The sequence below is a fragment of the Phyllobacterium sp. SL163 genome (assembly GCF_049896885.1).
GTDB classification, from domain to species: domain Bacteria; phylum Pseudomonadota; class Alphaproteobacteria; order Rhizobiales; family Rhizobiaceae; genus Phyllobacterium; species Phyllobacterium calauticae.
The window spans coordinates 520173-540132 of record NZ_JAFCVE010000003.1 but is presented as its reverse complement, the minus strand read 5'-3'; the positions used below and the strand labels follow the sequence as shown (position 1 = coordinate 540132).

At 57.8% G+C, this 19960-nt stretch carries 21 protein-coding genes and 3 tRNA genes; 13 read left to right on the top strand and 11 right to left on the bottom strand.

The window, feature by feature from the left end; translation table 11 throughout:
* Positions 1-4: 4 nt before the first annotated feature.
* On the bottom strand, positions 5-883 hold the full coding sequence (locus ACP7B1_RS09515) for a LysR substrate-binding domain-containing protein (protein ID WP_346308470.1): 879 nt from the start codon (positions 881-883) through the stop codon (positions 5-7).
* Positions 884-998: 115 nt separating this feature from the next.
* Between ACP7B1_RS09515 and ACP7B1_RS09510 the strand changes: the two genes are divergently transcribed.
* The gene (locus ACP7B1_RS09510; RefSeq protein ID WP_346308471.1) at positions 999-1199 is read left to right on the top strand and encodes a hypothetical protein; all 201 of its coding nucleotides are present in this window, start codon (positions 999-1001) and stop codon (positions 1197-1199) included.
* 118 nt (positions 1200-1317) lie between these two features.
* The gene (locus ACP7B1_RS09505) at positions 1318-1578 is read left to right on the top strand and encodes a DUF982 domain-containing protein (RefSeq protein ID WP_346308472.1); all 261 of its coding nucleotides are present in this window, start codon (positions 1318-1320) and stop codon (positions 1576-1578) included.
* A gap of 246 nt (positions 1579-1824) precedes the next feature.
* Here the strand turns inward: ACP7B1_RS09505 and ACP7B1_RS09500 are convergent, their stop codons facing one another.
* Together ACP7B1_RS09500 and ACP7B1_RS09495 are read right to left on the bottom strand one after the other, a co-directional pair.
* Positions 1825-2442 carry a LysE family transporter gene (locus ACP7B1_RS09500; protein WP_346308473.1) on the bottom strand — a complete coding sequence of 206 codons (618 nt, stop codon included), beginning with the start codon at positions 2440-2442 and terminating at the stop codon, positions 1825-1827.
* A 154-nt stretch (positions 2443-2596) separates the two neighbouring features.
* Positions 2597-2671 (bottom strand) — tRNA-Asn (locus ACP7B1_RS09495).
* Positions 2672-2915: 244 nt separating this feature from the next.
* On the opposite strand from ACP7B1_RS09495, the gene ACP7B1_RS09490 reads away from it, so the two are divergent.
* Positions 2916-3161 (top strand): hypothetical protein, encoded by a 246-nt coding sequence (locus tag ACP7B1_RS09490; RefSeq protein ID WP_223613489.1) that lies wholly within the window; start codon positions 2916-2918, stop codon positions 3159-3161.
* 37 nt (positions 3162-3198) lie between these two features.
* Here ACP7B1_RS09490 and ACP7B1_RS09485 read toward each other — a convergent pair whose 3' ends face one another.
* The gene (locus ACP7B1_RS09485) at positions 3199-4095 is read right to left on the bottom strand and encodes a LysR family transcriptional regulator (RefSeq protein WP_223613140.1); all 897 of its coding nucleotides are present in this window, start codon (positions 4093-4095) and stop codon (positions 3199-3201) included.
* 117 nt (positions 4096-4212) lie between these two features.
* Between ACP7B1_RS09485 and ACP7B1_RS09480 the strand changes: the two genes are divergently transcribed.
* Positions 4213-4962 carry a GNAT family N-acetyltransferase gene (locus ACP7B1_RS09480; RefSeq protein WP_426136884.1) on the top strand — a complete coding sequence of 250 codons (750 nt, stop codon included), beginning with the start codon at positions 4213-4215 and terminating at the stop codon, positions 4960-4962.
* Between the two features lie 191 nt (positions 4963-5153).
* On the opposite strand, the gene ACP7B1_RS09475 is transcribed toward ACP7B1_RS09480, so the two are convergent.
* Positions 5154-5227, bottom strand: a tRNA-Cys gene (locus tag ACP7B1_RS09475).
* A gap of 171 nt (positions 5228-5398) precedes the next feature.
* Positions 5399-5944 carry a hypothetical protein gene (locus ACP7B1_RS09470; protein ID WP_346308475.1) on the bottom strand — a complete coding sequence of 182 codons (546 nt, stop codon included), beginning with the start codon at positions 5942-5944 and terminating at the stop codon, positions 5399-5401.
* Positions 5945-6060: 116 nt separating this feature from the next.
* Here ACP7B1_RS09470 and ACP7B1_RS09465 point away from each other — a divergent pair.
* The 4 genes from ACP7B1_RS09465 (at position 6061) to ACP7B1_RS09450 (ending at position 8155) form a co-directional block, all read left to right on the top strand.
* A tRNA-Gln gene (locus tag ACP7B1_RS09465) sits at positions 6061-6132 on the top strand.
* 53 nt (positions 6133-6185) lie between these two features.
* Positions 6186-7169 (top strand): Ldh family oxidoreductase, encoded by a 984-nt coding sequence (locus ACP7B1_RS09460; RefSeq protein ID WP_346308476.1) that lies wholly within the window; start codon positions 6186-6188, stop codon positions 7167-7169.
* 159 nt (positions 7170-7328) lie between these two features.
* Positions 7329-7667, top strand: a complete 339-nt coding sequence (locus tag ACP7B1_RS09455) for an ArsR/SmtB family transcription factor (RefSeq protein ID WP_403177653.1) — start codon at positions 7329-7331, stop codon at positions 7665-7667.
* On the top strand, positions 7664-8155 hold the full coding sequence (locus ACP7B1_RS09450) for an SRPBCC family protein (RefSeq protein WP_346308478.1): 492 nt from the start codon (positions 7664-7666) through the stop codon (positions 8153-8155). Before ACP7B1_RS09455 ends, ACP7B1_RS09450 begins: the two co-directional genes overlap by 4 nt.
* Before the next feature lie 99 nt (positions 8156-8254).
* Here ACP7B1_RS09450 and ACP7B1_RS09445 read toward each other — a convergent pair whose 3' ends face one another.
* The 4 genes from ACP7B1_RS09445 to ACP7B1_RS09430 form a co-directional block, all read right to left on the bottom strand.
* Complete coding sequence (locus ACP7B1_RS09445) at positions 8255-9004, bottom strand: SDR family oxidoreductase (protein WP_346308479.1); 750 nt, start codon at positions 9002-9004, stop codon at positions 8255-8257.
* Positions 9005-9502: 498 nt separating this feature from the next.
* Positions 9503-9664 (bottom strand): hypothetical protein, encoded by a 162-nt coding sequence (locus ACP7B1_RS09440; protein WP_223613144.1) that lies wholly within the window; start codon positions 9662-9664, stop codon positions 9503-9505.
* A gap of 223 nt (positions 9665-9887) precedes the next feature.
* Positions 9888-10319 carry a hypothetical protein gene (locus ACP7B1_RS09435; protein ID WP_346308480.1) on the bottom strand — a complete coding sequence of 144 codons (432 nt, stop codon included), beginning with the start codon at positions 10317-10319 and terminating at the stop codon, positions 9888-9890.
* A 43-nt stretch (positions 10320-10362) separates the two neighbouring features.
* Positions 10363-10914 carry a GGDEF domain-containing protein gene (locus tag ACP7B1_RS09430; protein ID WP_223613146.1) on the bottom strand — a complete coding sequence of 184 codons (552 nt, stop codon included), beginning with the start codon at positions 10912-10914 and terminating at the stop codon, positions 10363-10365.
* A 572-nt stretch (positions 10915-11486) separates the two neighbouring features.
* On the opposite strand from ACP7B1_RS09430, the gene ACP7B1_RS09425 reads away from it, so the two are divergent.
* The 3 genes from ACP7B1_RS09425 to ACP7B1_RS09415 all read left to right on the top strand — a co-directional run bounded on the left by ACP7B1_RS09425 (position 11487) and on the right by ACP7B1_RS09415 (position 14745).
* The gene (locus ACP7B1_RS09425) at positions 11487-12161 is read left to right on the top strand and encodes a protein-L-isoaspartate O-methyltransferase (RefSeq protein WP_346308481.1); all 675 of its coding nucleotides are present in this window, start codon (positions 11487-11489) and stop codon (positions 12159-12161) included.
* A gap of 160 nt (positions 12162-12321) precedes the next feature.
* The gene (locus tag ACP7B1_RS09420) at positions 12322-13701 is read left to right on the top strand and encodes a TolC family outer membrane protein (RefSeq protein WP_346308482.1); all 1380 of its coding nucleotides are present in this window, start codon (positions 12322-12324) and stop codon (positions 13699-13701) included.
* 216 nt (positions 13702-13917) lie between these two features.
* Positions 13918-14745 (top strand): DUF2497 domain-containing protein, encoded by an 828-nt coding sequence (locus ACP7B1_RS09415; RefSeq protein ID WP_346308483.1) that lies wholly within the window; start codon positions 13918-13920, stop codon positions 14743-14745.
* 14 nt (positions 14746-14759) lie between these two features.
* On the opposite strand, the gene ACP7B1_RS09410 is transcribed toward ACP7B1_RS09415, so the two are convergent.
* A complete protein-coding gene (locus ACP7B1_RS09410; RefSeq protein ID WP_346308484.1) occupies positions 14760-15101 on the bottom strand; it encodes a hypothetical protein in 342 nt (113 codons plus the stop codon).
* A 168-nt stretch (positions 15102-15269) separates the two neighbouring features.
* On the opposite strand from ACP7B1_RS09410, the gene ACP7B1_RS09405 reads away from it, so the two are divergent.
* On the top strand, positions 15270-18056 hold the full coding sequence (locus tag ACP7B1_RS09405; RefSeq protein WP_223613151.1) for a valine--tRNA ligase: 2787 nt from the start codon (positions 15270-15272) through the stop codon (positions 18054-18056).
* A 397-nt stretch (positions 18057-18453) separates the two neighbouring features.
* Positions 18454-19722, top strand: a complete 1269-nt coding sequence (locus ACP7B1_RS09400) for an OmpP1/FadL family transporter (protein ID WP_288194487.1) — start codon at positions 18454-18456, stop codon at positions 19720-19722.
* Positions 19723-19960 lie beyond the last annotated feature (238 nt).

Genomic DNA, 19960 nt, shown 5'->3' with positions numbered 1-19960 from the left:
GAGATCAGGCGCTCGCCTGTTCCAGTATCCAGTCGCGGAACAAGCGCAGTTTCGGTGAAAGCTGCCGGCCTTCGGGATAAACGAGATGATAGTCCCATCCGGTCGAGGCGCAGGTGTCGAACAGTTGAACAAGCCTGCCTGAATCGATTTCCGTCTTGAATATCCCCACTGAAACCAGCGCAACGCCGCCACCCGAAAGCGCGAGATTGGCGATGATCTGCTGCGTATCGATACCGAAGCCGGGTTTGGTCATGACCAACGGCCCTTCCACGCCCGCCTGGCGGAACCAGACCTGCCACCAGTCGTCGTCCGGCGTGATCAGGTGGTAGTTGAGCAGATCGGCAGGCTTTTGCGGGCGGCCGTATTTTTCAAGGTATGCTGGACTGGCAAGCGGCGTGAAGCCGCCGGGAAGCAGCAGATGCGACTTCAGGCCGGGCCAATGCCCGATACCCATCCGCACACCGCAATCGATCCCTTCGGCGGCAAAATCCACCAGACGCGACGTGATGTCGAACCGCACGGAAATATCGGGAAACCGGGTCTGGAAGTCGACAATGCGCGGGGTCAGCCAGTTGCTGGCAAAGGTGTGTATGACAGAGACGACCAGGACGGAGTTTTGTTCTTCGCGGATCGCGCGGAACGTTTCGCCCAGTTCAGCCAAAGAACGGCGGATAACCGGCGCGACCAGTTCGCCCTTGCCGGTCAATGAGACCCCGCGGGCGTGCCGGTGAAACAACGGCGCGCCGGCAAATTCCTCCAGCAGTTTGATCTGATAGCTCACTGCCGACTGGGTCATGTTCAGTTCCTCCGCAGCCTTGGTGAAGTTTTGCAAACGGGCAACGGAGTCGAAAACGCGGATGGCTGGCAGCGGCAGGGAGGACATGATTTATCCATTAATTGGGTTGATGGCTCTCACCGTATTTTACGTTGGTTCTCCTATAAATAAACAACTATTTATCCAGACATAGAAATGAGATTGATGACTTTAGGAGTCTGAAATGACCGAAGTGCGATATTTGGGCCTGAACCTGTCACGCGTGCCGCCCGAGCGGAAAAAGCAGGAAGCCGGACCCATCGGCCGGCTGGCCGACCTTAACGAACATCTGCTTTGCGATATCGATCTGAGCCCCGCCATGCGCGCACAACTGAAGCAGCCGGACAGAGACCACCGCTGGCTGGACTTCCGTCAGCCGGTCTAGCCTCCCAGGATTGCCCGCACATGGTCGTGATCGGGCGCAGCGAATGCTGCGCCATCGCAATTTTGCCACAGGCGCTTTTCAGATTGGAACCAGTCTGAATGATCGGCGTTTCTAGGCCATGAAAGATGCTCAGTTCAAACCGGTGACTGTCGAGTCACTTCATTCCTTCAAGCTGCGGAACATCGGTTCGGTCGCGGAAGCGGCTGAGTTTTTGTCCAGCGACTGGCCGGGGGAGCGGGGAAGAATTTACCTGCTCGCCCGGATGGCCTGCAATGAGGCGATGGAAGGCCATGCTTCGCCTGCCATGGCCCGCTCGGTTTTCGTCCAGGCAACCATGGACGCTGATATCTATGTGGAGAACACCACCTGGGTGCGTTAGCCCGGGGTTTTCCGGATTGCCGCCCTCAGCGCACGGAGCAGAGGGCATGCCTTGTTGTTTCAGTCAAATCGCGGAAACAGGAAGCAGGCCAGCCACGTGGCAATGACGCATAAAGTGGTGATTGCAAAAACAGACATGATGTCATCTCCAAGCCGTGTGACTAACATGGAGATTTCGAACTTTCAATTCAACTAAAGTACAGAAGTTCAGCTCAATGGCTTTGCTTCATCGCCTGCCGTGCTCCGCTCAGCGGTCGGACAGGGCCAGCTTCAGGCCGAAGCCAATGAAGATTGCCCCGGCAAAGGCATCGATCGCACGCCGTGCCCGTTGATAAGCACCCGCGACCGTGCGGTGGCTGAGCGCTGCAACCAGCCCCGCATACCAGATGGTCGATATGGTCACCATCACCACGACGGCCGCAGCGCCGTGGGTCCAAGGCGTGCCCGGCGCCATGGTGGCGGCAAACAGGCTGGCGACAAACAACGCTGATTTCGGATTGGCAAGGTTCGTGGCAAGCCCGAGGCGCCACGCGCCCAGCGGTGTCAGCCTGACCTTGCTTGCGGGGATGGTCATGTCGCCCGCCGGCTGGCGCAACTGCCACAGCAGCCGCAGACCCAGCCAGAGCAGATAGATGCCGCCCGCTATCTTCAGGCCGATATAGGCAATCGGAGCGGCCATGAACAATGACCCGACGCCAAGCCAGCCGGCAAGGCCCCAGCACAGGGTGCCCGTGAGGGTGCCTGCCGCCGCCGAGATGGCGATCTTGCGCGAACCGGTGAGGGTGCAACGCACGATCAGGAAGAAATTCGGCCCCGGAGTCAGCGCAGCAATGGTCCAGATGGCGGCAACGGTGAGCAGGAACATGATGTCTCCACGGGGATGTTTGGCTTGGCTATTCATAGCACTGATTGGCTTCCGGCCGTAAGAGCATTGGCAGCGCTGGCGCACGATGACCACAGGCGGGAAGGCAGAAAAGCAAAAGGCTCAGCAGCGTCTGCTGCTAAGCCTTTGAGGTGACTGGCTCCCCGGGCCGGATTCGAACCAGCGACCAACCGGTTAACAGCCGGTTGCTCTACCACTGAGCTACCGGGGAAGAGCTACTCAGTCATCAGCGAAGTGGCCTATAGCAAAAGGGTTTCGCTTTTGCAAAGGACCATTTCGTTTTTTTTCATCTAATGTGCACAACAAATGATGACATGCCGCTATTGCATTCCTACATCCGGGGTCTGTTGAACACGGAAAGGACGAGCAACCGCGTGACCGAACGCCCCGAAAACGCCAGTAATCATGGGCCTAATGCTGCCCACGAGCATTCCGCCGCGCCAAAGCGCCGGCATATGCGCATCTTTGGCCGCCATGTGCCCATTCCACAATCGGTGGCAATGCGTCGCACGCTCGGCGGCGCGCTCATTGCCGGGGGAACACTCGGTTTTCTGCCGATTCTGGGTTTTTGGATGATTCCGCTGGGGCTTGTGGTGCTGTCGCATGATTCTGCGCTGGTCCGGCGCAAGCGCCGGCAGCTGGAAGTGAAGTTTGGCCGTCGTTGGAAAGGCAGCCGGGCTGCGGCGAACAGCAAAGCCTGATTCGCCTGGAACCGGCACGCCCCTGCAATGCTGTCCCTTAGAGGCGACGGCGTGTCCCGGCTTCGGTGATGGCGGCGATCAGTGCGCGCAGACCGCGCGTGACTGTCTTGTCCTGGCGAATGATCAGCGCGAGTTCCCGGTGCAGGTGCGGCATCAGCGGGCGCACGGTAAAAGGCCGCCGCTGTTCCGGGTCACGCACCGACATGGCGGGCAAGATGGCCCATCCCAGTCCTGCGCGCACCAGTTCCTTGATGGCCTCGACGCTGCCCAGCGACATGACCGGCTGCAGGCTTACACCACTTTGTTCGAACCAGCGGTCGATGATCCGCCGGGTATTGCCTGACGGTTCAAACAGAATCAGCGGATTTTTTGACAGTTCCGCCGCCGTCACCTCCGGCGGCATGACCACGCCGGCGGGGGCGACGGCAACGAATTCGTCGCGCAGAATCGATTTTATTTCCAGCATCCGGCCGGAGGCGGGCATCGTCACCAGCGCAATGTCGAGCACATTGTCCTCTACCGCCTTGACCATGTCCGGCGTGTTGCCGGTGCTGACGGTGATATCCAGCGACGGAAACCCTTGCCGCAGGCTGCGGAGGAGCGGCGGGAGCAGATAGATGCAGGCCGTGGCTCCTGTTCCCAGCCGCACCCGCCCGATGGTCTCGGTCGTGTATCTGGCCATCGCATCCAGGGCGCCCGAAACCTCCCTGTTGATACGCCCCGCATGGGCAAGAAGTTCGGTACCGGCGGCGGTGGGGGTGGCTTTGCGGCCGATTCGTTCGATCAGGCGGACGCCAAGCCGCTTTTCCAGCTGGCGCACCTGCAGGCTCACGGCCGGCTGGCTGATGTTCAGCCGGTCGGCGGCCGCGGAAAAGCTGCCAAGCTCGATGACTTCGACGAAGGTGGCCAGTTGATCAAGGCTGAGGGAAGACACAAAGCTTTCCTTATAGTTCGTATAGGCGTTCAAAGCTTCTTTTATATCTCCTCAGATGCAAAATGCCACCGGGTTCCTTGACAAACAGGGGCAGAAACCAGGCGCAGGAGACAGCGTGTGAGCATTCGAGCAGGCAGAATCCGCACATTGTTGCATCGGGTGGACTGCTATCTCACGGCCGCGCCACAATCGCGCCGCCATCAGCTCGAGGCGCTGCGGGAGCTCGAACCCCACTTATTGCGGGATATCGGCTTGACGCCGACCGATGTCCGGCGCGGAAAACCGGAGAATCATTCATTGGATAATCAATTGCTTGTAGAAAAGACCTCGCCTCTTGATTCCGCCTCCGTGCATGTGCGCGCTGCGGAAGACCGCGATATGGTGCCGACACAGGCCATCTACGCCCATCACGTGCTCAATGGCATCGCTTCCTTTGAACTGGAGGTGCCTGCGGTGGGCGAGATGGCGGCGCGCAGGGCGGGCGTGCTCGCCGCGGGGCTGCCGTATCTGGTGGCCGAGGCGAACGGACAGATCGTGGGCTACTGCTATGCAACGCTCTACCGGCCACGCCCTGCCTACCGCTTCACGGTGGAAGATTCGGTTTATATCGCCAACGGCATGGCCGGCCGCGGGATCGGGTCGCTGCTGCTTGGCGAGCTGATCCGGCGGTGCGAGGCGGGCAATTGGCGGCAGATGGTGGCCATCATCGGCAACAGCGGCAATACGGGGTCGCTGAAGCTGCACGAGCGGCTTGGTTTCGAGCCGGTCGGCACGCTGCGCTCCGCCGGCTTCAAGTTCGGCCAATGGGTCGATACGGTGCTGATGCAAAGGCAGCTGGGGCAGGGTGACGGGACTTTCCCGGCTTAGAAGGGGCGTTGTCGATGCGGGTGCCGATGAACCGTATTGGGGCTTGATCGAACTTGCTTATGCCCGATACGCCTGTCCCACCAGCGCACCGCCCGCACCTGTGCACGGCAAATTTCCAGTCGGATCACGCAACCGGCCGTGCGCCATCCGCTGACGCATTGACGTCGGGATATACAGTTTGAAGGATAATTTGGAGGCCTCGCCCGGAATCGAACCGGGGTGCAAGGATTTGCAGTCCTCTGCGTAACCACTCCGCCACGAGGCCTCGTCACTGGAGACAATACACAAGACACAAGCCTGTGAATCTCCGGTGCCGTTGTCTATGAGACGAAGTCAGCGGCGTCAAGTCATTCCAGACAAAATCCTTCCGCTACCGCCATATGGCCGCGATCAGCCAAAACGGCAATGCTGCCGCCGCATGCCCGGCCACGCCAGATCAATCGCTATTGGTATGGGGGCGGTTCAGCCTTTCGAGAGTGGTCTTGAATGGTATGGAAAAGGATAGGTGTTCTATAGTGGTGTCTGGCCGATAGAACGCACCGACCTGTACGCCACCCTTGAACCAGTAATCCCAATCGATTTCGTCGTCGTCCTGTTCCGTGTGATACGGAACTCCGAATTCGCGCAGTGCATCGGAACGGTTGCGAAGGGGACCGCGGGTGAAGGGAACAGGGCCATTATAGGCCTTTCGATCCTTCTTGGCTTTGTCATAGGCAAAGACACCCGACAGAACCGCCTTTCCTTCATCCTCTGGTGTTCCATAGGTCTCTTTGTAATCGGTGTGAAATTGGAAGGCGAGTTCGATGCCGAGGGGCTTGAGTTCAAGATGCCCGACACCGTGCCCACGCTGCACGCGGCCCTGCATCTGGGCAACATCAAACTCGGCAGATAAGAGAAGACTGGAGAGCCCAGCGCTTTGTTCGGTATGTCCAAGAAACGGCAAAATTTCACTCACGTTCATCGCGTCAAGGGTTCCTGCCATCTGTTCCCCCGACTGGATCACAGATTATGGTCAAGTTCAATTATACATGCGCTCAGAACACAGCGCTTCGACTGCTTTACAGGTAAGGGTTCACACAGTACCAATTGGTCATAATCCCGCCTCGTCTAATGGCAGGACACCGCCCTTTGAAGGCGGGAATCGTGGCTCGAGCCCATGAGCGCGAACCATCATATGGGTGGATTTCAAGCCGGTAATTCGAATCCAGCGGAGAGGAAGCCAATTGGAAACAACGATTGACGATGCGAAAGCGCTTGCCCGGCGGGCCTGTATTTCCGTAGGGGCAAGCAGTGCAAACGCAAATGCACTTGCAGATGCAACCGTTGCCGCTGAATGCAACGGACGCAGCGCCGTGGGGTTTCGGCATCTTCTGGATTATCTGGCCGCATATTCGGAGGGGCGCATCAACGGCAATGCCGAACCGGAGGTTGTATTTCCAGCACCTGCACTTATTCGCGTTGATGCCGCGGGGGGAATAGCGCATCTTGGATTTGATCTTGTGATCGATGAATTGGTCACGCGGTCGCGTACATTTGGGCTCGCGGCGCTCGCCCTGCACAACAGCTATACAACAGGTGAGCTGGGATATTATGTCAGGCGTCTTGCGGATGCCGGATTGGTCGCATTCGCGGCAACGAACAGTCCTGCCCTGATGGCATCGGGAAAGAGCCGTGAGGCCGTGTTTGGCACCAATCCCCTTGCTTTTGCCGCGCCAAGTGAGGATTCGCGTCCGCTGGTGATTGATCAAGCTTCCAGCGCCACAGCTTTCGTCACTATAAGGCAACTTGCCGAACAGGGAGAACAGATACCTGAGGGATGGGCTATAGACGCCGAAGGCAGTTCCACGACAGATGCCGGTGAAGCGATGCGGGGCGCACTCCTTGCCTTTGGCGGCACGCGAGGTGCGAATATTGCACTGATGGTTGAAACGCTTGCCGCAGGATTGACTGGTTCCAATTGGTCTCTTGATGCACCATCCTTTTCGCAAGGCGCTCTTTCGCCAGGGGTAGGGTTGTTTGTTTTTGCCATACAACCCAATTTGCTTGCTCCAGATTTCCCGGCACGTCTTGCCGCCCAGCTGGACCGGCTGCACAGCAAAGGCATTCATATTCCGGGTCGCGCGCCTGTCCTGCCATCGATTGATCTGCCGGTTGATCTGCTCAACGCTTTGGAGGCCTTTAGCCTTCGTTCGCTCGCCCGGGATTGAATGCCTGCGGAAACGGTCCGCTGTCGTCGGGCAATACTAAGGGATTGACCTAAGTTTTTATCCGACCTATAACCCGTTTCCATTCAGATGGACACGGTGCTTTCAAAGGAGGGGGCCATGATACCACAGACCGGCGGCGGCATGCCGCCACGCCAGCCCATGCCCGATCCGGCCGTCGTGGATCATATTTTCCGCGCGCTGTCCGACGCGACGCGGCGCGATGTGCTCGAACGGCTCACCGTCCGCCCCGCTTCGGTATCCGAGCTCGCTGCGCCCTATGGCATGGCGCTGCCGTCCTTCGTCGAGCACCTGAAAGTGCTGGAAGGAAGTGGCCTGGTACGGTCACACAAGACCGGACGCGTCCGGACCTACGAACTCGAAGCGGAACGGCTCAAGCTTGCCGAAGACTGGCTTGGGCGCCAGCGCGCGCTGTGGAAACGCCGCCTCGATCAACTGGACAGCTATCTCATGAAACTCAAGGAGGAGGAATCCAAATGAAGCTACCCGACATCACAATCAATCCCAAACTCGATCTCGTGCTTGAACGCGACCTCGACGTCCCGGTAGAGCTTGTATGGCGCGCCTGGACGACGCCGGAGCATCTGCGCCAGTGGTTCGCGCCAAAACCGTGGACGATCACGGCCTGTGACATTGACCTGCGGCCCGGCGGGACAGTCAATTTCACGATGCGCTCGCCCGATGGCCAGGAGTATCCCAATACCCATTGCTATCTCGAAGTGAAACCGCACGAACGCCTGGTCATCACCGACGCGCTGATCGGTGGTTACCGGCCGTCAGCCAATCCGTTTTTCACAGCCACGCTGGATCTGGCGCGCAACGGAAACGGCACGCTCTACCGTGCGATCGCCATTCATGGCGATGAATCCAACCGCAAGAAGCATGAAGAGATGGGTTTTCACGAAGGCTGGGGCACCGTGGTCAGCCAGATGGTGGAATACATCAAGGCCGGACGCATGCACTCCTGAGGGAGTTTTGACCTTATCGGCGTTCACAGGGCCGCGAGCAGTGCGCGGCCCGGCTTTCGTGAGATGCCGGGCCTCTCGTTTCAATGTCCTGCAGCTGCTTTAAGACGGGTTCATTGCGGCAAAAGTCTCCTCGTAGCGGCCCTCCCGCTCCGCCGAGCGCCGGGCACGGTCGCGTTCGACCAGAACTTCGCCTCTCGGATGGTTTTCCGCCTCCAGCAATTGCATGACCTCGGCTACATAGGCGGCAACCGGCATGGCGCGGGGATCGGATGCCTGTCGGTCGCCGGTCAATTCCGTCTGAACATAAGGCGGTGCCAGCTCAAGCACACAGACCGGAATATTACGGAGTTGGTGACGCAGCGACTGCAGCCACGAGTGCAGGAAGGCTTTGCTGGCGCAATAGGTTGGAAAGTCGGCGCGGGGAATGAAGGCGAGGTTTGAACTGGTCGCGAGGATCGTTGCGCCGGGCCGGGCTTTAAGCAACTGCAGGAACGCCGCCGTCACGCGCAGCACGCCCATGATGTTCGTCTCGACGATCGACTGAGCGGCGGATATGTCCCAGTCATCCGTCGTCATGTCCTCCGGCCGCGAGATGCCGGCATTCGCGATGAGCATGTTAAGCGCGGGAAAGCGTGTGCGAACCTCGCTGACAAGATGAGCCAACGAGTCCGGATCACTGAGATCCAGCGGGAGTCCCACCAGACCCGGCCGGGCGGCTGTAATCTCTTCAAGCAGGGATAGGCGCCGTCCCGTGATGATGACGCGGTTGCCGCGGTCGTGGAACGCTTCAGCCAGTGCGCGTCCGATGCCGCTGGTGCCGCCGGTGATGAGGATCGTATTGCCGGTCATTTGCATATCATGTTGCTCCTTGGTTTCAATCCGGACGTGAGGCCGACGGTTTGACCGTGTCCCGGCCTCTGTCTCGAGGTGTTGGCGCCAATGGGAGAAAGGGTTTTGCCGAACGGCTCCCCGTTGCGCGGACCGCACGACATTGCGCCGCAGCATGCCCGATGCCGGGAACACTGCTGGAGCCGTCGAACGGCCGGAAATGGGAGGTGGGAAAACAATGTCATACCACAAGCGCCTCTTGGATCGCGAACTCCCTGCTGGGATCCTCTCGACAAAGGACGCGTTGGATGACGGTAACGCCTACGACAGCTGGCTGCGCGCGCAACTGTAATTTGCCAACTAGGCCCGTGTATCGTGCTTGTCAAGACGCTGCTGGACGCCTGGCATGCGGATGCCCGCTCGCGGATAGCACATTGCGGCATCTGGCCCGTATGCCGGCAAAGCAAAACCCGCACGGCCGTTGCTACAGGCCATGCGGGTTCGAATCAACAGACGGGATTATTGAGGGAAGGCGCCGGGAACCAGATCTGCGGGGCGGCTGGACGCAGCGATCGGTTGGGATTCGCTTGCGGATTTGTTCTTGGCCAAAGCCTCGCGAAGCAGCTGCCATTCGCGCTCGTGGCGCTGGTAGACTTCCTGTGGAACGGTCTTGATCGTCATTCTCTCATGCTCCGAATTGAATTGCCGGACGTGATAACGATCCAAATAGGCAAGAGTTCCGCAGTTCAAATCAACAATTGCGACGGTCTATTACAAAATTAGCGGAGATGACGGAGATTTTAATTTCAATTTTCAACAAGTGATGTGACGCCATTTGCACTCCACTGCGAAATGGCCAGTAAAATCGATTTAAAGTATTGTTACTGCTCCGCTTATTTCAGTTTTAATCATCTGATGAGAGCGCATTGCGGATATTTTCCGCCTCTGAATCTTTGAACGCCGGGAATATATCGTTGCCGATCAGCCTGTGGATTTCGCGCAGATACGGGCGCGCAGTCGCGGTCTGGCCGAGGGCGAGATAAGACCGTGCAATGGAAAGCGATGCCAACGGTTGTCCGTGGCCGAGGCACCATTGACGGGCAATTTCGGATGTTGCGATGCTTTCATCATATTGATCGACGTCGAAGAGCGCGGCGCCATAGCCGCTTTTGATCCAGAAGTTGATATCTGTCCCTTGCAGATGCTCGTCCGCGATGCGCGAAGCCTTTTCCCAGTGTTTGACCGCGTGCAGATGGTCGCCGGCTGCGCCAAGACGAATGCCTTCATTGGCCTGATCGAAAGCTTCCCGTTCCCTTGGGTGCATGGAGTGGGTCATTGCTGGAGCACCCCTCTGAAAGCTGCCGGGCCGGTGCGCACAACTAACTGGAGCGGCGTTCGGAATAGCGGCGATAGACGCCTCTGCCGGCGTTCTTGGCGATGTAGAGCGCCGCATCGCCACACCAGAGCAGGCTCTCCGGCGTCTGCCCGTCACGCGGGGCCAGAGCCGCGCCGATCGTTGCGGTTATCCGGATCGGTGCATCGCCGCCCAAATCATAGGGCTGCGAGATCGATCCGATGATCCGGTCGGCAACGCGGGCAGTTTCTTCAGACGTTACCTGGACCAGCACAATTGCAAACTCGTCGCCGCCAAGACGATACACAACATCGTTCTTGCGCAGGCAGGACTGAAGCCGGTCAGCAACCAGTTTTAGAAGATTATCGCCTTCACTGCGGCCATGTTGTTCATTGATGATCTTGAAGTTGTCAATATCGATGCAGAGAATGGCAAATTCAATGCGATCAACGAAGTCACTTTCGCCGTACGATGCGCAAAGACTATCAAGATGTTCTTCGAGCGCATCCCTGTCGGCCAGTCCGGTGAGTTCGTCGTGACTGACGGGGAAATCGCCTAGTCCTTTGAAATCAATCATTTGCGCATAATTCCTATCGCCGCTTACCGATTCCTTCTGCCTGCTTGTGACAATGGCAGGTGCTTGCTGTCAGTTCAATAACAGAATTGGGTGCATGCGTGGGCGGAAAACAATGGCAAGGTAAATAAAAGGGACTTTACTTTCGCTACTTTACCACGAATTTTCGATCAATTCGACACCTCTTTCTCGCGCTGCAATAGGACACCCTCTTTCAATGCCGCGCGGGGTCTGTCCTGCGGTTGCCGGGCCTTTGCCACGGGTATCCGTCGCTGCGAATCTCATGTCCGCCGCGGTGAAAGAATCGCTTGATAACAGGCTGTTGCCGGTGATTTGCCCCTGAAATAATGCGACAAGAGTTGCACAAAGATTACGCTGCGCGAGAAAGATGCGATATTTGCGTGCAAATGGCGCGTGTGTTGCCTCGCCACGGCAGACATTGATTGACGGTGGCTTAATTTTTTGCCACATCCTGTCCTAAATTATTGCTTCTGCTGAAATCATCCGGCAGGAGCCAGTTACGCGCTTGCAAGCGCTCTGTGTTGCAAGTGCCTTGCCAGGAAAGCTTGTGGACCATGACGCTGAACTTTGAAGATCTTCGCATCAAGATGGTCGACAATCAGTTGCGTACGACTGATGTGACCGACAAACCGTTGCTTCAGGCCTTCCTCGATGTTCCCCGCGAAAAATTCGTGCCAAGCGTCCGTCAGCCACTCGCCTATATCGACGAGGATGTCCTGATGTTGAGTGCAACCGCGCAATCAGGTGCGCGTTACCTGATGCAGCCTTCGCCTTTCGCCAAGCTTGTGCAATTGGCCAATGTCCAGCCCGAGGATGTGGTTCTCGATGTCGGTTGCGCCACCGGATACTCGGCCGGGGTGCTTTCGCGCATCGCCGGATCGGTGATCGCGATTGAAAACGACCAGGCGCTTGCCGAGCAGGCGACTGCCACATTGGCGCAGCTTGGTTATGATAATGTGGTGGTGGTTAGCACGCCGCTGCAAAAAGGGTATGCTGCGGAAGCGCCCTATGATGTGATTCTGTTTGAGGGTGGCATTGATCATGTTCCTGGTCCATTGTTTGACCAGCTGAAGGATGGGGGACGCCTCGTTGCCGTTGAAGGCGCGGGCAATTCCGGTCAGGCCATGATTTATGTCAAGAATGATGGGGTAGTATCGGGCCGTCCTGCTTTCAACTCTGCCGTGAAGCCGCTTCCCGGTTTTGAGAGGGTGCCTGAGTTCGAGTTTTGAGTGTCGCACATGAGACAAAAGTGCAACGGTTGACCACTTTGTTCGCATATCGAAAAATGTGCCGGTGGGTCATCTTGCAAATTGAAAGCGAATGAACGACATGTGGTCGAACCAATCGGTTCGGTCTGGGGTTTCCAAGTTTTAGAGAATGAAGGGGTTTATGGTGTTCATACCGGGTAAGCGAGTACTCACCGCAGCGCTGCTGTCGGCGACGGTCTTGACCTCTGCGCCTTCAATGGCAGAAACGATCTTTGGCGCGATGTCCAAGGCGTATGACAACAATTCGACCCTCAATGCTGATCGCGCCGGTGTGCGGGTGACGGATGAGGGCGTTGCGGTCGCCAAATCCGGCTATCGCCCGACAGTTTCGGCGACAGCCGGTTTGACGGCGACGTCACGCCGAATTGATGGGGGCAACACCAGCAACTCGAATGTCGGTACATTCGGCATCTCCCTCAATCAGACGCTGTTTGACGGTTTCCAGACCAAGAACAACGTCGCGTCGGCCAAGACCCAGGTTCTGGCCGCCCGTGAAAACCTGCGCAACAACACACAGAATCTGCTGTTCAGCGCTGCACAGGCCTACATGGATGTGTACATGTTCCGGCAGATTGTGGTTCTGCGTCAGAAGAACCTGGAGTTTCTTGACGAGCAGCTGCGCGCTGCCCGTGCGCGTTTCGATGTCGGTGAAGGCACCCGCACGGACGTTGCCCAGGCCGAAGCACAGAAGGCCTCGGCCGTCGCCACGTTGAACGTCGCCCGTTCAGACGTCAAAACCGCTGAAGCCACCTATATCCAGATTGTCGGTGCAGCACCGACTGGGCTGAAGCCAGCAAGCATTGCCTCAAAACACCTGCCGAAATCGATGGACTCCGCCTTTGCCATTGCAGCAAAGGATCATCCGGGAATTCTCGCAACGCAGTACGCTCTTGACGCTGCGGGCTATTCGGTGAAGTCGAATGAAGGCGCCTTGCTGCCGCAGATCGGCCTGAGCGGCGGTGTGACCCGCACGGATGTGTTTTCGGGCAATGACTCGTCGCAGAACGACGGAACGGCAGCATCGGCCGGCATTACACTGACCATTCCGATCTACAGCGGCGGCCGTACGCCGGCGCTTGTCCGTCAGGCCAAGGAAACCGCCGCGCAGCGCCGGATCGAAGTGGATGTGACCCGCGACAGCGTGCGTCAGGCGATTGCCAAGGCATGGTCGCAGCTGGAAGCCGCCAAGGCATCCATTGTTGCGCAGAAAGCCGTGATCTCGGCGGCCCAGCTCGCCTTGAACGGCGTTATCGAGGAACGCAAGGTTGGTCAGCGCACCACGCTCGATGTCTTGAACCAGCAGGCTCAGGTTTTGTCCGGGCAGATTGCCTTGGCTCAGGCTGAACATGACAGCGTTGTCACAAGCTACGCCGTTCTGCTTGCAGTCGGCCGCCTGCTGCCGGAACAGATCGGCCTGCAGGTCGCCCAGTATAAGCCGGAAGAGCATTACGACGCCGTCAAGGACAAGTGGTTCGGATTGCGCACGCCGGACGGCCGTTAGGCCCCGAACCTGTTCTTGGAACTATTTCCATGCCGCCGGTGTCATCACGCCGGCGGCATTTTCACGAGCGGATGGCCGGTTGCGTGCCGTTCCAGAAAAGTCTGTGGGTTAGGCCGTATTCTCCGCCGCAGGGATTCTCAAAGACCATGTAAGCCTCTACACTGAATGCAGATTCGTTGCTCGGCAGCGAAACAAGATGTAGTAGGCGAGAGTATCATGGCACAATCCTCCAGCGTGGCGCGTGAACCTTCTATGGAAGAGATTCTCGCCTCGATCCGTCGTATCATTGAAGAGAGTGATACAACGCGGACAGAGGCTGGTGTGCCGATGCCGGTCAATTCCGATGTTCCAGTTCCTGCCAGCGCAGTCCAGACGCCGCTTCACGCCTATGATGCAAGCGAGGAGGAGGCGGAATTGCCGCCGCGCGAAGGCATTGCCGTTTCGCATCCGCTGCCGCACGCCTATGAGGCGCCATTGGGCAGGCCGTTCTCGCCGCTGCAGTCCAAGCTTGTCGAGCGCGAAGTGGTCGTAATGCCGCCGGAGCCTCAGCCGGAAGTATTGAGGGCCCCGCTTGCCCCCGAGCCCGTCATTGACGAACCGGCGGATTATGCCGTGCCGGAGCCCGAGGCTTTTGTCGCGCCGGAACCTTTGATTGAAATTCAAACGCCCGTTGTCCCCGTGCCGCCGCAGATACCGGTTGTCGAACGGGAGGCTCAGGCCGAAGCACCGGATCAGGCGCTGGAAGTTGAGCCGGTTGCACCGGCACCTGAAGCATCCGAGGCTGCCATCGGCGACGAGGTTTCGCTTGATCTCGAGCGTGCGCTGGAGCCGATCCTGTCGGAAGCGACGGAACGTCAGGTCAGCGCAGCATTTGGCGATCTTTCTTTTGCTGTTCAGCACGAGCAGCGCCGGTCCTTCGATGATATCGCACAGGAAATCATGCGGCCCTTGCTGCAGGACTGGCTCGACAACAATCTTCCCAATCTGGTCGAGCGGCTGGTGCGCGAGGAAATCGAGCGCGTGGCGCGGGGCGCCAAGCGCTGATTTCATTCCAGCGGCTATCTGCCCTGAATCACCTTGAACGCACCCGGCGTAAGGTTGCCATTGCTCACGGAATTGACGTCAGCACGGGTGAGCTTGCCGCTGACAATGCCTTGAACCAGTCGTTTGCACAGGATCGTTGGCATGCTCGAAACGCTCAGTCCTGATACGACGGCTATGTTCTGGCGACTTTTCATCGGCATGTTGCCGAACATATTGGAGCAGTGTCCTATTTCGGCTTTTTGCCTCTCGGGTTTTGCCAGGAGGCCTTGTACTTCCTTATACCGGCCTTCAGATACCCCGCAGCCAGCCAGAATTGTCACAGCAGTGCATGCTGCGATGAGCTTGTAAAATTTCATGCTTTCCCCCTGAATAGTCGGCGATGTGCGACAGTTCATTCGGTAGCGTCCCGATCCTCTAAGTCAAGATTGCATCGTCGACATTCGGCAAGTCATCATTGACTTATGTCCAGCCATTCGGTTTACACCGTAGCTAACCTTTTTCCGCAAAAATGACGGACTATTCGCATGCTTGAGAAGACCTATGATGCCGCGGCCATAGAGCCGAAGATCGCAGAACGCTGGGATGACGCTGGCGCATTCAAGGCCGGAGCCGGTTCGAAGCCCGGCGCGGATCCCTTCGCCATCGTCATTCCGCCGCCGAACGTGACCGGCTCGCTGCACATGGGCCACGCGCTGAACAACACGATTCAGGACATTCTCGTGCGCTTCGAGCGTATGCGCGGCAAGAACGTGCTGTGGCAGCCGGGCATGGACCATGCGGGCATTGCGACGCAGATGGTTGTCGAGCGCCAGTTGATGGAACGCCAGCAGCCGGGCCGCCGCGCCATGGGCCGCGAGAAGTTCGTGGAGCGGGTGTGGGAATGGAAATCCGAGTCCGGCGGCATCATTGCCGGCCAGTTGAAGCGTCTGGGCGCGTCCTGTGACTGGTCGCGCGAACGCTTCACCATGGACGAGGGGTTGTCGAAGGCAGTTCTGGAAGTTTTCGTGACGCTCTACAAGCAGGGGCTGATCTACAAGGACAAGCGGCTGGTCAATTGGGACCCGAAGCTGCTGACCGCAATTTCGGACATTGAAGTCGAGCAGCGCGAAATCAAGGGCCATCTCTGGCATTTCCGCTATCCGCTCGAGAACGTGGCTTTCGATCCGGAAAACCCGCACACCTACATCGTTGTTGCGACCACCCGGCCGGAAACCATGCTGGGCGATACCGGCGTTGCCGTTAATCCGGCCGATGAGCGCTATCATGCCGTTCTCGATAATAATGTCCTGCTACCGCTGGTTGGCCGCCTCATCCCGATCGTTGCGGATGATTACGCTGATCCGGAAGCCGGGTCCGGCGCGGTCAAGATCACACCCGCCCACGACTTCAACGACGCGGAAGTCGGCAAGCGCAACGATCTGCGGCAGATCAATATTCTCAATACAGATGCCTCGATCTTCTTGAAGGATAACAACGACTTCCTCGAAGGATTGGAGAAATCGAGTCATCTCGATCAGCTGATTCATGCACTCGATGGCAAGGATCGCTTTGCGGCGCGCAAGCTGATTGTCGCGATGATGGAAGAGGGCGGCTATCTCGAAAAGATAGAAGATCACACGCATATGGTCCCGCATGGCGACCGCGGTGACGTGCCGATCGAGCCTTATCTCACGGACCAGTGGTATGTGAACGCGGCGGAACTCGCCAAACCAGCCATTGCCAGCGTGCGCGAAGGCCGCACCAATTTTGTGCCGAAGAACTGGGAAAAGACCTATTTCGAGTGGATGGAAAACATCCAGCCCTGGACGATCTCGCGCCAGCTCTGGTGGGGACACCAGATTCCGGCGTGGTATGGTCCGGATGGCCAGGTCTTTGTTGAAAAGACTGAGGAAGAAGCGCTCAGCGCCGCGATTCAGCATTATCTGGCGCATGAGGGGCCGATGAAGGCCCATGTGCAGAACCTGCTCGAAGACCTGAAACCCGGCGATATTCTCACGCGCGACGAAGACGTGCTCGACACCTGGTTCTCGTCGGCGCTGTGGCCGTTCTCGACGCTGGGCTGGCCGGACAAGACACCGGAGCTTGCCACCTATTATCAGACCGATGTGCTGGTCACCGGTTTTGACATCATCTTCTTCTGGGTCGCCCGCATGATGATGATGGGCCTGCATTTCATGAATGAGGAGCCGTTCCACACGGTCTATGTCCACGCGCTGGTGCGCGACAAGAACGGCGCCAAGATGTCGAAGTCGAAAGGCAACGTCATTGATCCGCTGGATCTGATCGACGAATATGGCGCCGATGCCCTGCGGTTCACGCTTGCCATCATGGCGGCACAGGGCCGTGACGTGAAGCTCGATCCAAGCCGCATTGCCGGATATCGCAATTTCGGGACAAAACTCTGGAATTCGACACGTTTCGCCGAGATGAACGGCGTTGCGCGCAATCCGGCTTTCCGGCCGCAGGACGCAAAGCTCACGGTCAACCGCTGGATATTGACGGAGCTGACCAATGCGGTGCGCGACGTCACCGACGGTATCACGAGCTATCGCTTCAATGAAGCCGCCGGCGCGGCATACCGGTTCGTCTGGAACCAGTTCTGCGACTGGTACATTGAATTGCTGAAGCCGGTGTTCAATGGCGAGGATGCGGAAGCCAAGGCGGAAGCACAGGCCTGCGCTGCCTATGTCCTCGATGAAATCTACAAGCTGCTGCATCCGTTCATGCCGTTCATGACGGAAGAGCTCTGGGCGCATACGGCCGGTGAGGGGCAGATGCGCGATACCTTGCTCTGCCATGCTGGCTGGCCGGAGCCGGATTTCCTCGACGGGGAAGCCGCCGCGGATATCAACTGGCTGATCGATCTGGTAACGGGCATCCGTTCGGTCCGGGCGGAAATGAATGTCCCTGCCTCTGCCACGGCACCGCTGGTGGTCGTCGGAGCGCGTGACGTGACCAAGGAGCGATTGGTGCGCCATGAAGCGTCGATCAAATGGCGCGCACGTGTCGAAACGATCGAGCTCGCCGATGAAGCCCCCAAGGGCTCGGCGCAGTTTGTTATCGGTGAGGCGACGGCATGCCTGCCGCTTGGCAGCCTGATTGACGTGAAGGCGGAAGTTGCCCGCCTTGGCAAGGAAGCCGGGAAAATCAACGAGGAAATCGACAAGATCGGCAAGAAACTTGGCAATGAAAAATTTGTTGCCAATGCGAAGCCGGAAATTGTCGAGGCGGAGCGCGAGCGGCTGGTCGAGCTGCAGGCATCCATCGAAAAGATTACAACGGCTATACGCCGTGTCAGCGAAGCCGGCTGATCAAACTAATCCTTTTGGGCTAATTGATTCTCAATTTGATTGAATTATTCTGTGCTCCCCTTGAATGACGGGGGAGCACACCCCATTTTCGACAGTCCTTCGCCCCAATTCGGTCATTTTTGGCCGCCGTTGCATTTGAGCAACATTGCCGTTTTTTCGCTGAAAATCAGCTGTTTCCGGCCTCAGGCAAGGGTCTGCCGCCGAAAAAATCAGGGAATCCCTGGCGAAAAATCACGAAATTTCGATGTTTTGAAAATTTGTGCTTCGGCCCTGTTCACAAGCCCTCTCGCAAACAAGTTGCACGATTCGCCCGCTTTGTTACCTATTACGTACTGGTAACAATTTTGCTGGACTTTGATCGCGGGTTCAGAGGTTTTCAGGTCTCGGGGAGGACTTAATGACTAAGACTATTTCCACAATCATCGGCAGCGCGCTTCTTTTGACAAGTGTTGCTACTGCTGCACAGGCGGGGGGCCTTGAACGCGGCGGTTACAACTGGGACCTTCTTTTCAGCGAAGAGCGTTTTGTGACCGAAGGTGGCGTGATTTACGTTATGCCTGATCGCAAGATCAAGAATGCCAAGGACACCAATCCTCTCGATGGAAATGAGAACTTCAAGAAGTCCTCGACGAGCGAGACACCTGATTATTCCGTCTACAAATTTGGCGCGAAGGTTGGCATCACGCCTGATCTGGACTGCCTGGGCTCCTACAGCCAGCCTTGGGGTGTTCATACGAAGCCAGGTTCCAATTGGGCTGGCGACAACCAGAACATTGAAACCAAGATTTCATCGGATGACTGGGGCCTGACGTGCTCCTACAAGTTCCACGTTACGGACAAGGGCTCGCTGCGTTTCATCGGTGGCGTTTCCTATCAGGAACTCGAAGGCTTCAAGACACGCATGGTCAACGGCTTTGTTCCGTTGCTGACACACGGTGCGCTCGATGGCACCGGCAGGCTGAACCTGAGCGCGGACGGCGTCGGCTGGCGCGTTGGTGCCGCTTATGAAATCCCAGAAATCGCTTTCCGTGCCAGCCTTATGTACAATGCGGCTGTTGACCTCGGCGAAATCGGCGGCACGCTCGACCTGACCCAGCTGCCTAAAACGCCGACGAACCCGCTTTCCGGCCGGATCACGGATGTTTATGGCACTGCCGAAATGCCACAGTCCGTCGAATTCAAGCTTCAGACCGGTATTGCGCCGAACTGGCTGGCCTATGGCTCGGTCAAGTGGGTCGACTGGAGCGTCCTCGACGTTATCGCCTTCTGCCCTACCGCAACCAAGGGCAAGGTTGCCTGCGGAGCATCGTCTCCGGTTCGCGCAACCTCGCTTGACCTGATGTTCCAGGACGGCTGGACGGTTACAGGCGGTGTTGGTCACAAGTTCAACGATCAGTGGAGCGGTCAGCTGCAGGTCAGCTGGGACAAGGGCACGACAACCGGCCTGACTACGCAGACAGACACCTACCTCCTGTCCGGTGGTCTCGCATACTCGCCGAACAAGAATGTTGAACTTCGTCTGGGCGGCGCTATCGGCATCCTCAAGTCCGGATCCTACGGCCCGACGAAGTGCACAGGCAACCAGCCTTGTGGTGTGGATGCTTCCTATGACTTCGGCAACGATCTCGTCACTGCCGTATCGCTTTCCGGCAAGATGAAATTCTGATCCGACCAGGATCGAACAGAAAAGCCCGGTATTCGTACCGGGCTTTTTCAGTATTTGGACGTTGGTTTATTGTGCACTGCAATGCCGGCAATCCGAAAGTAAGAGTTTCTCCATTACGTTTTGTGACGATTCAGCAACACTTCTGAGCGATGATTTGCAAGGCGGAGGCAAGGGGCAATTTTGCCCATTTTGCGCCACAAACCCGGAGCACCTCGATAGGGCGGCGACCGATAAGTGG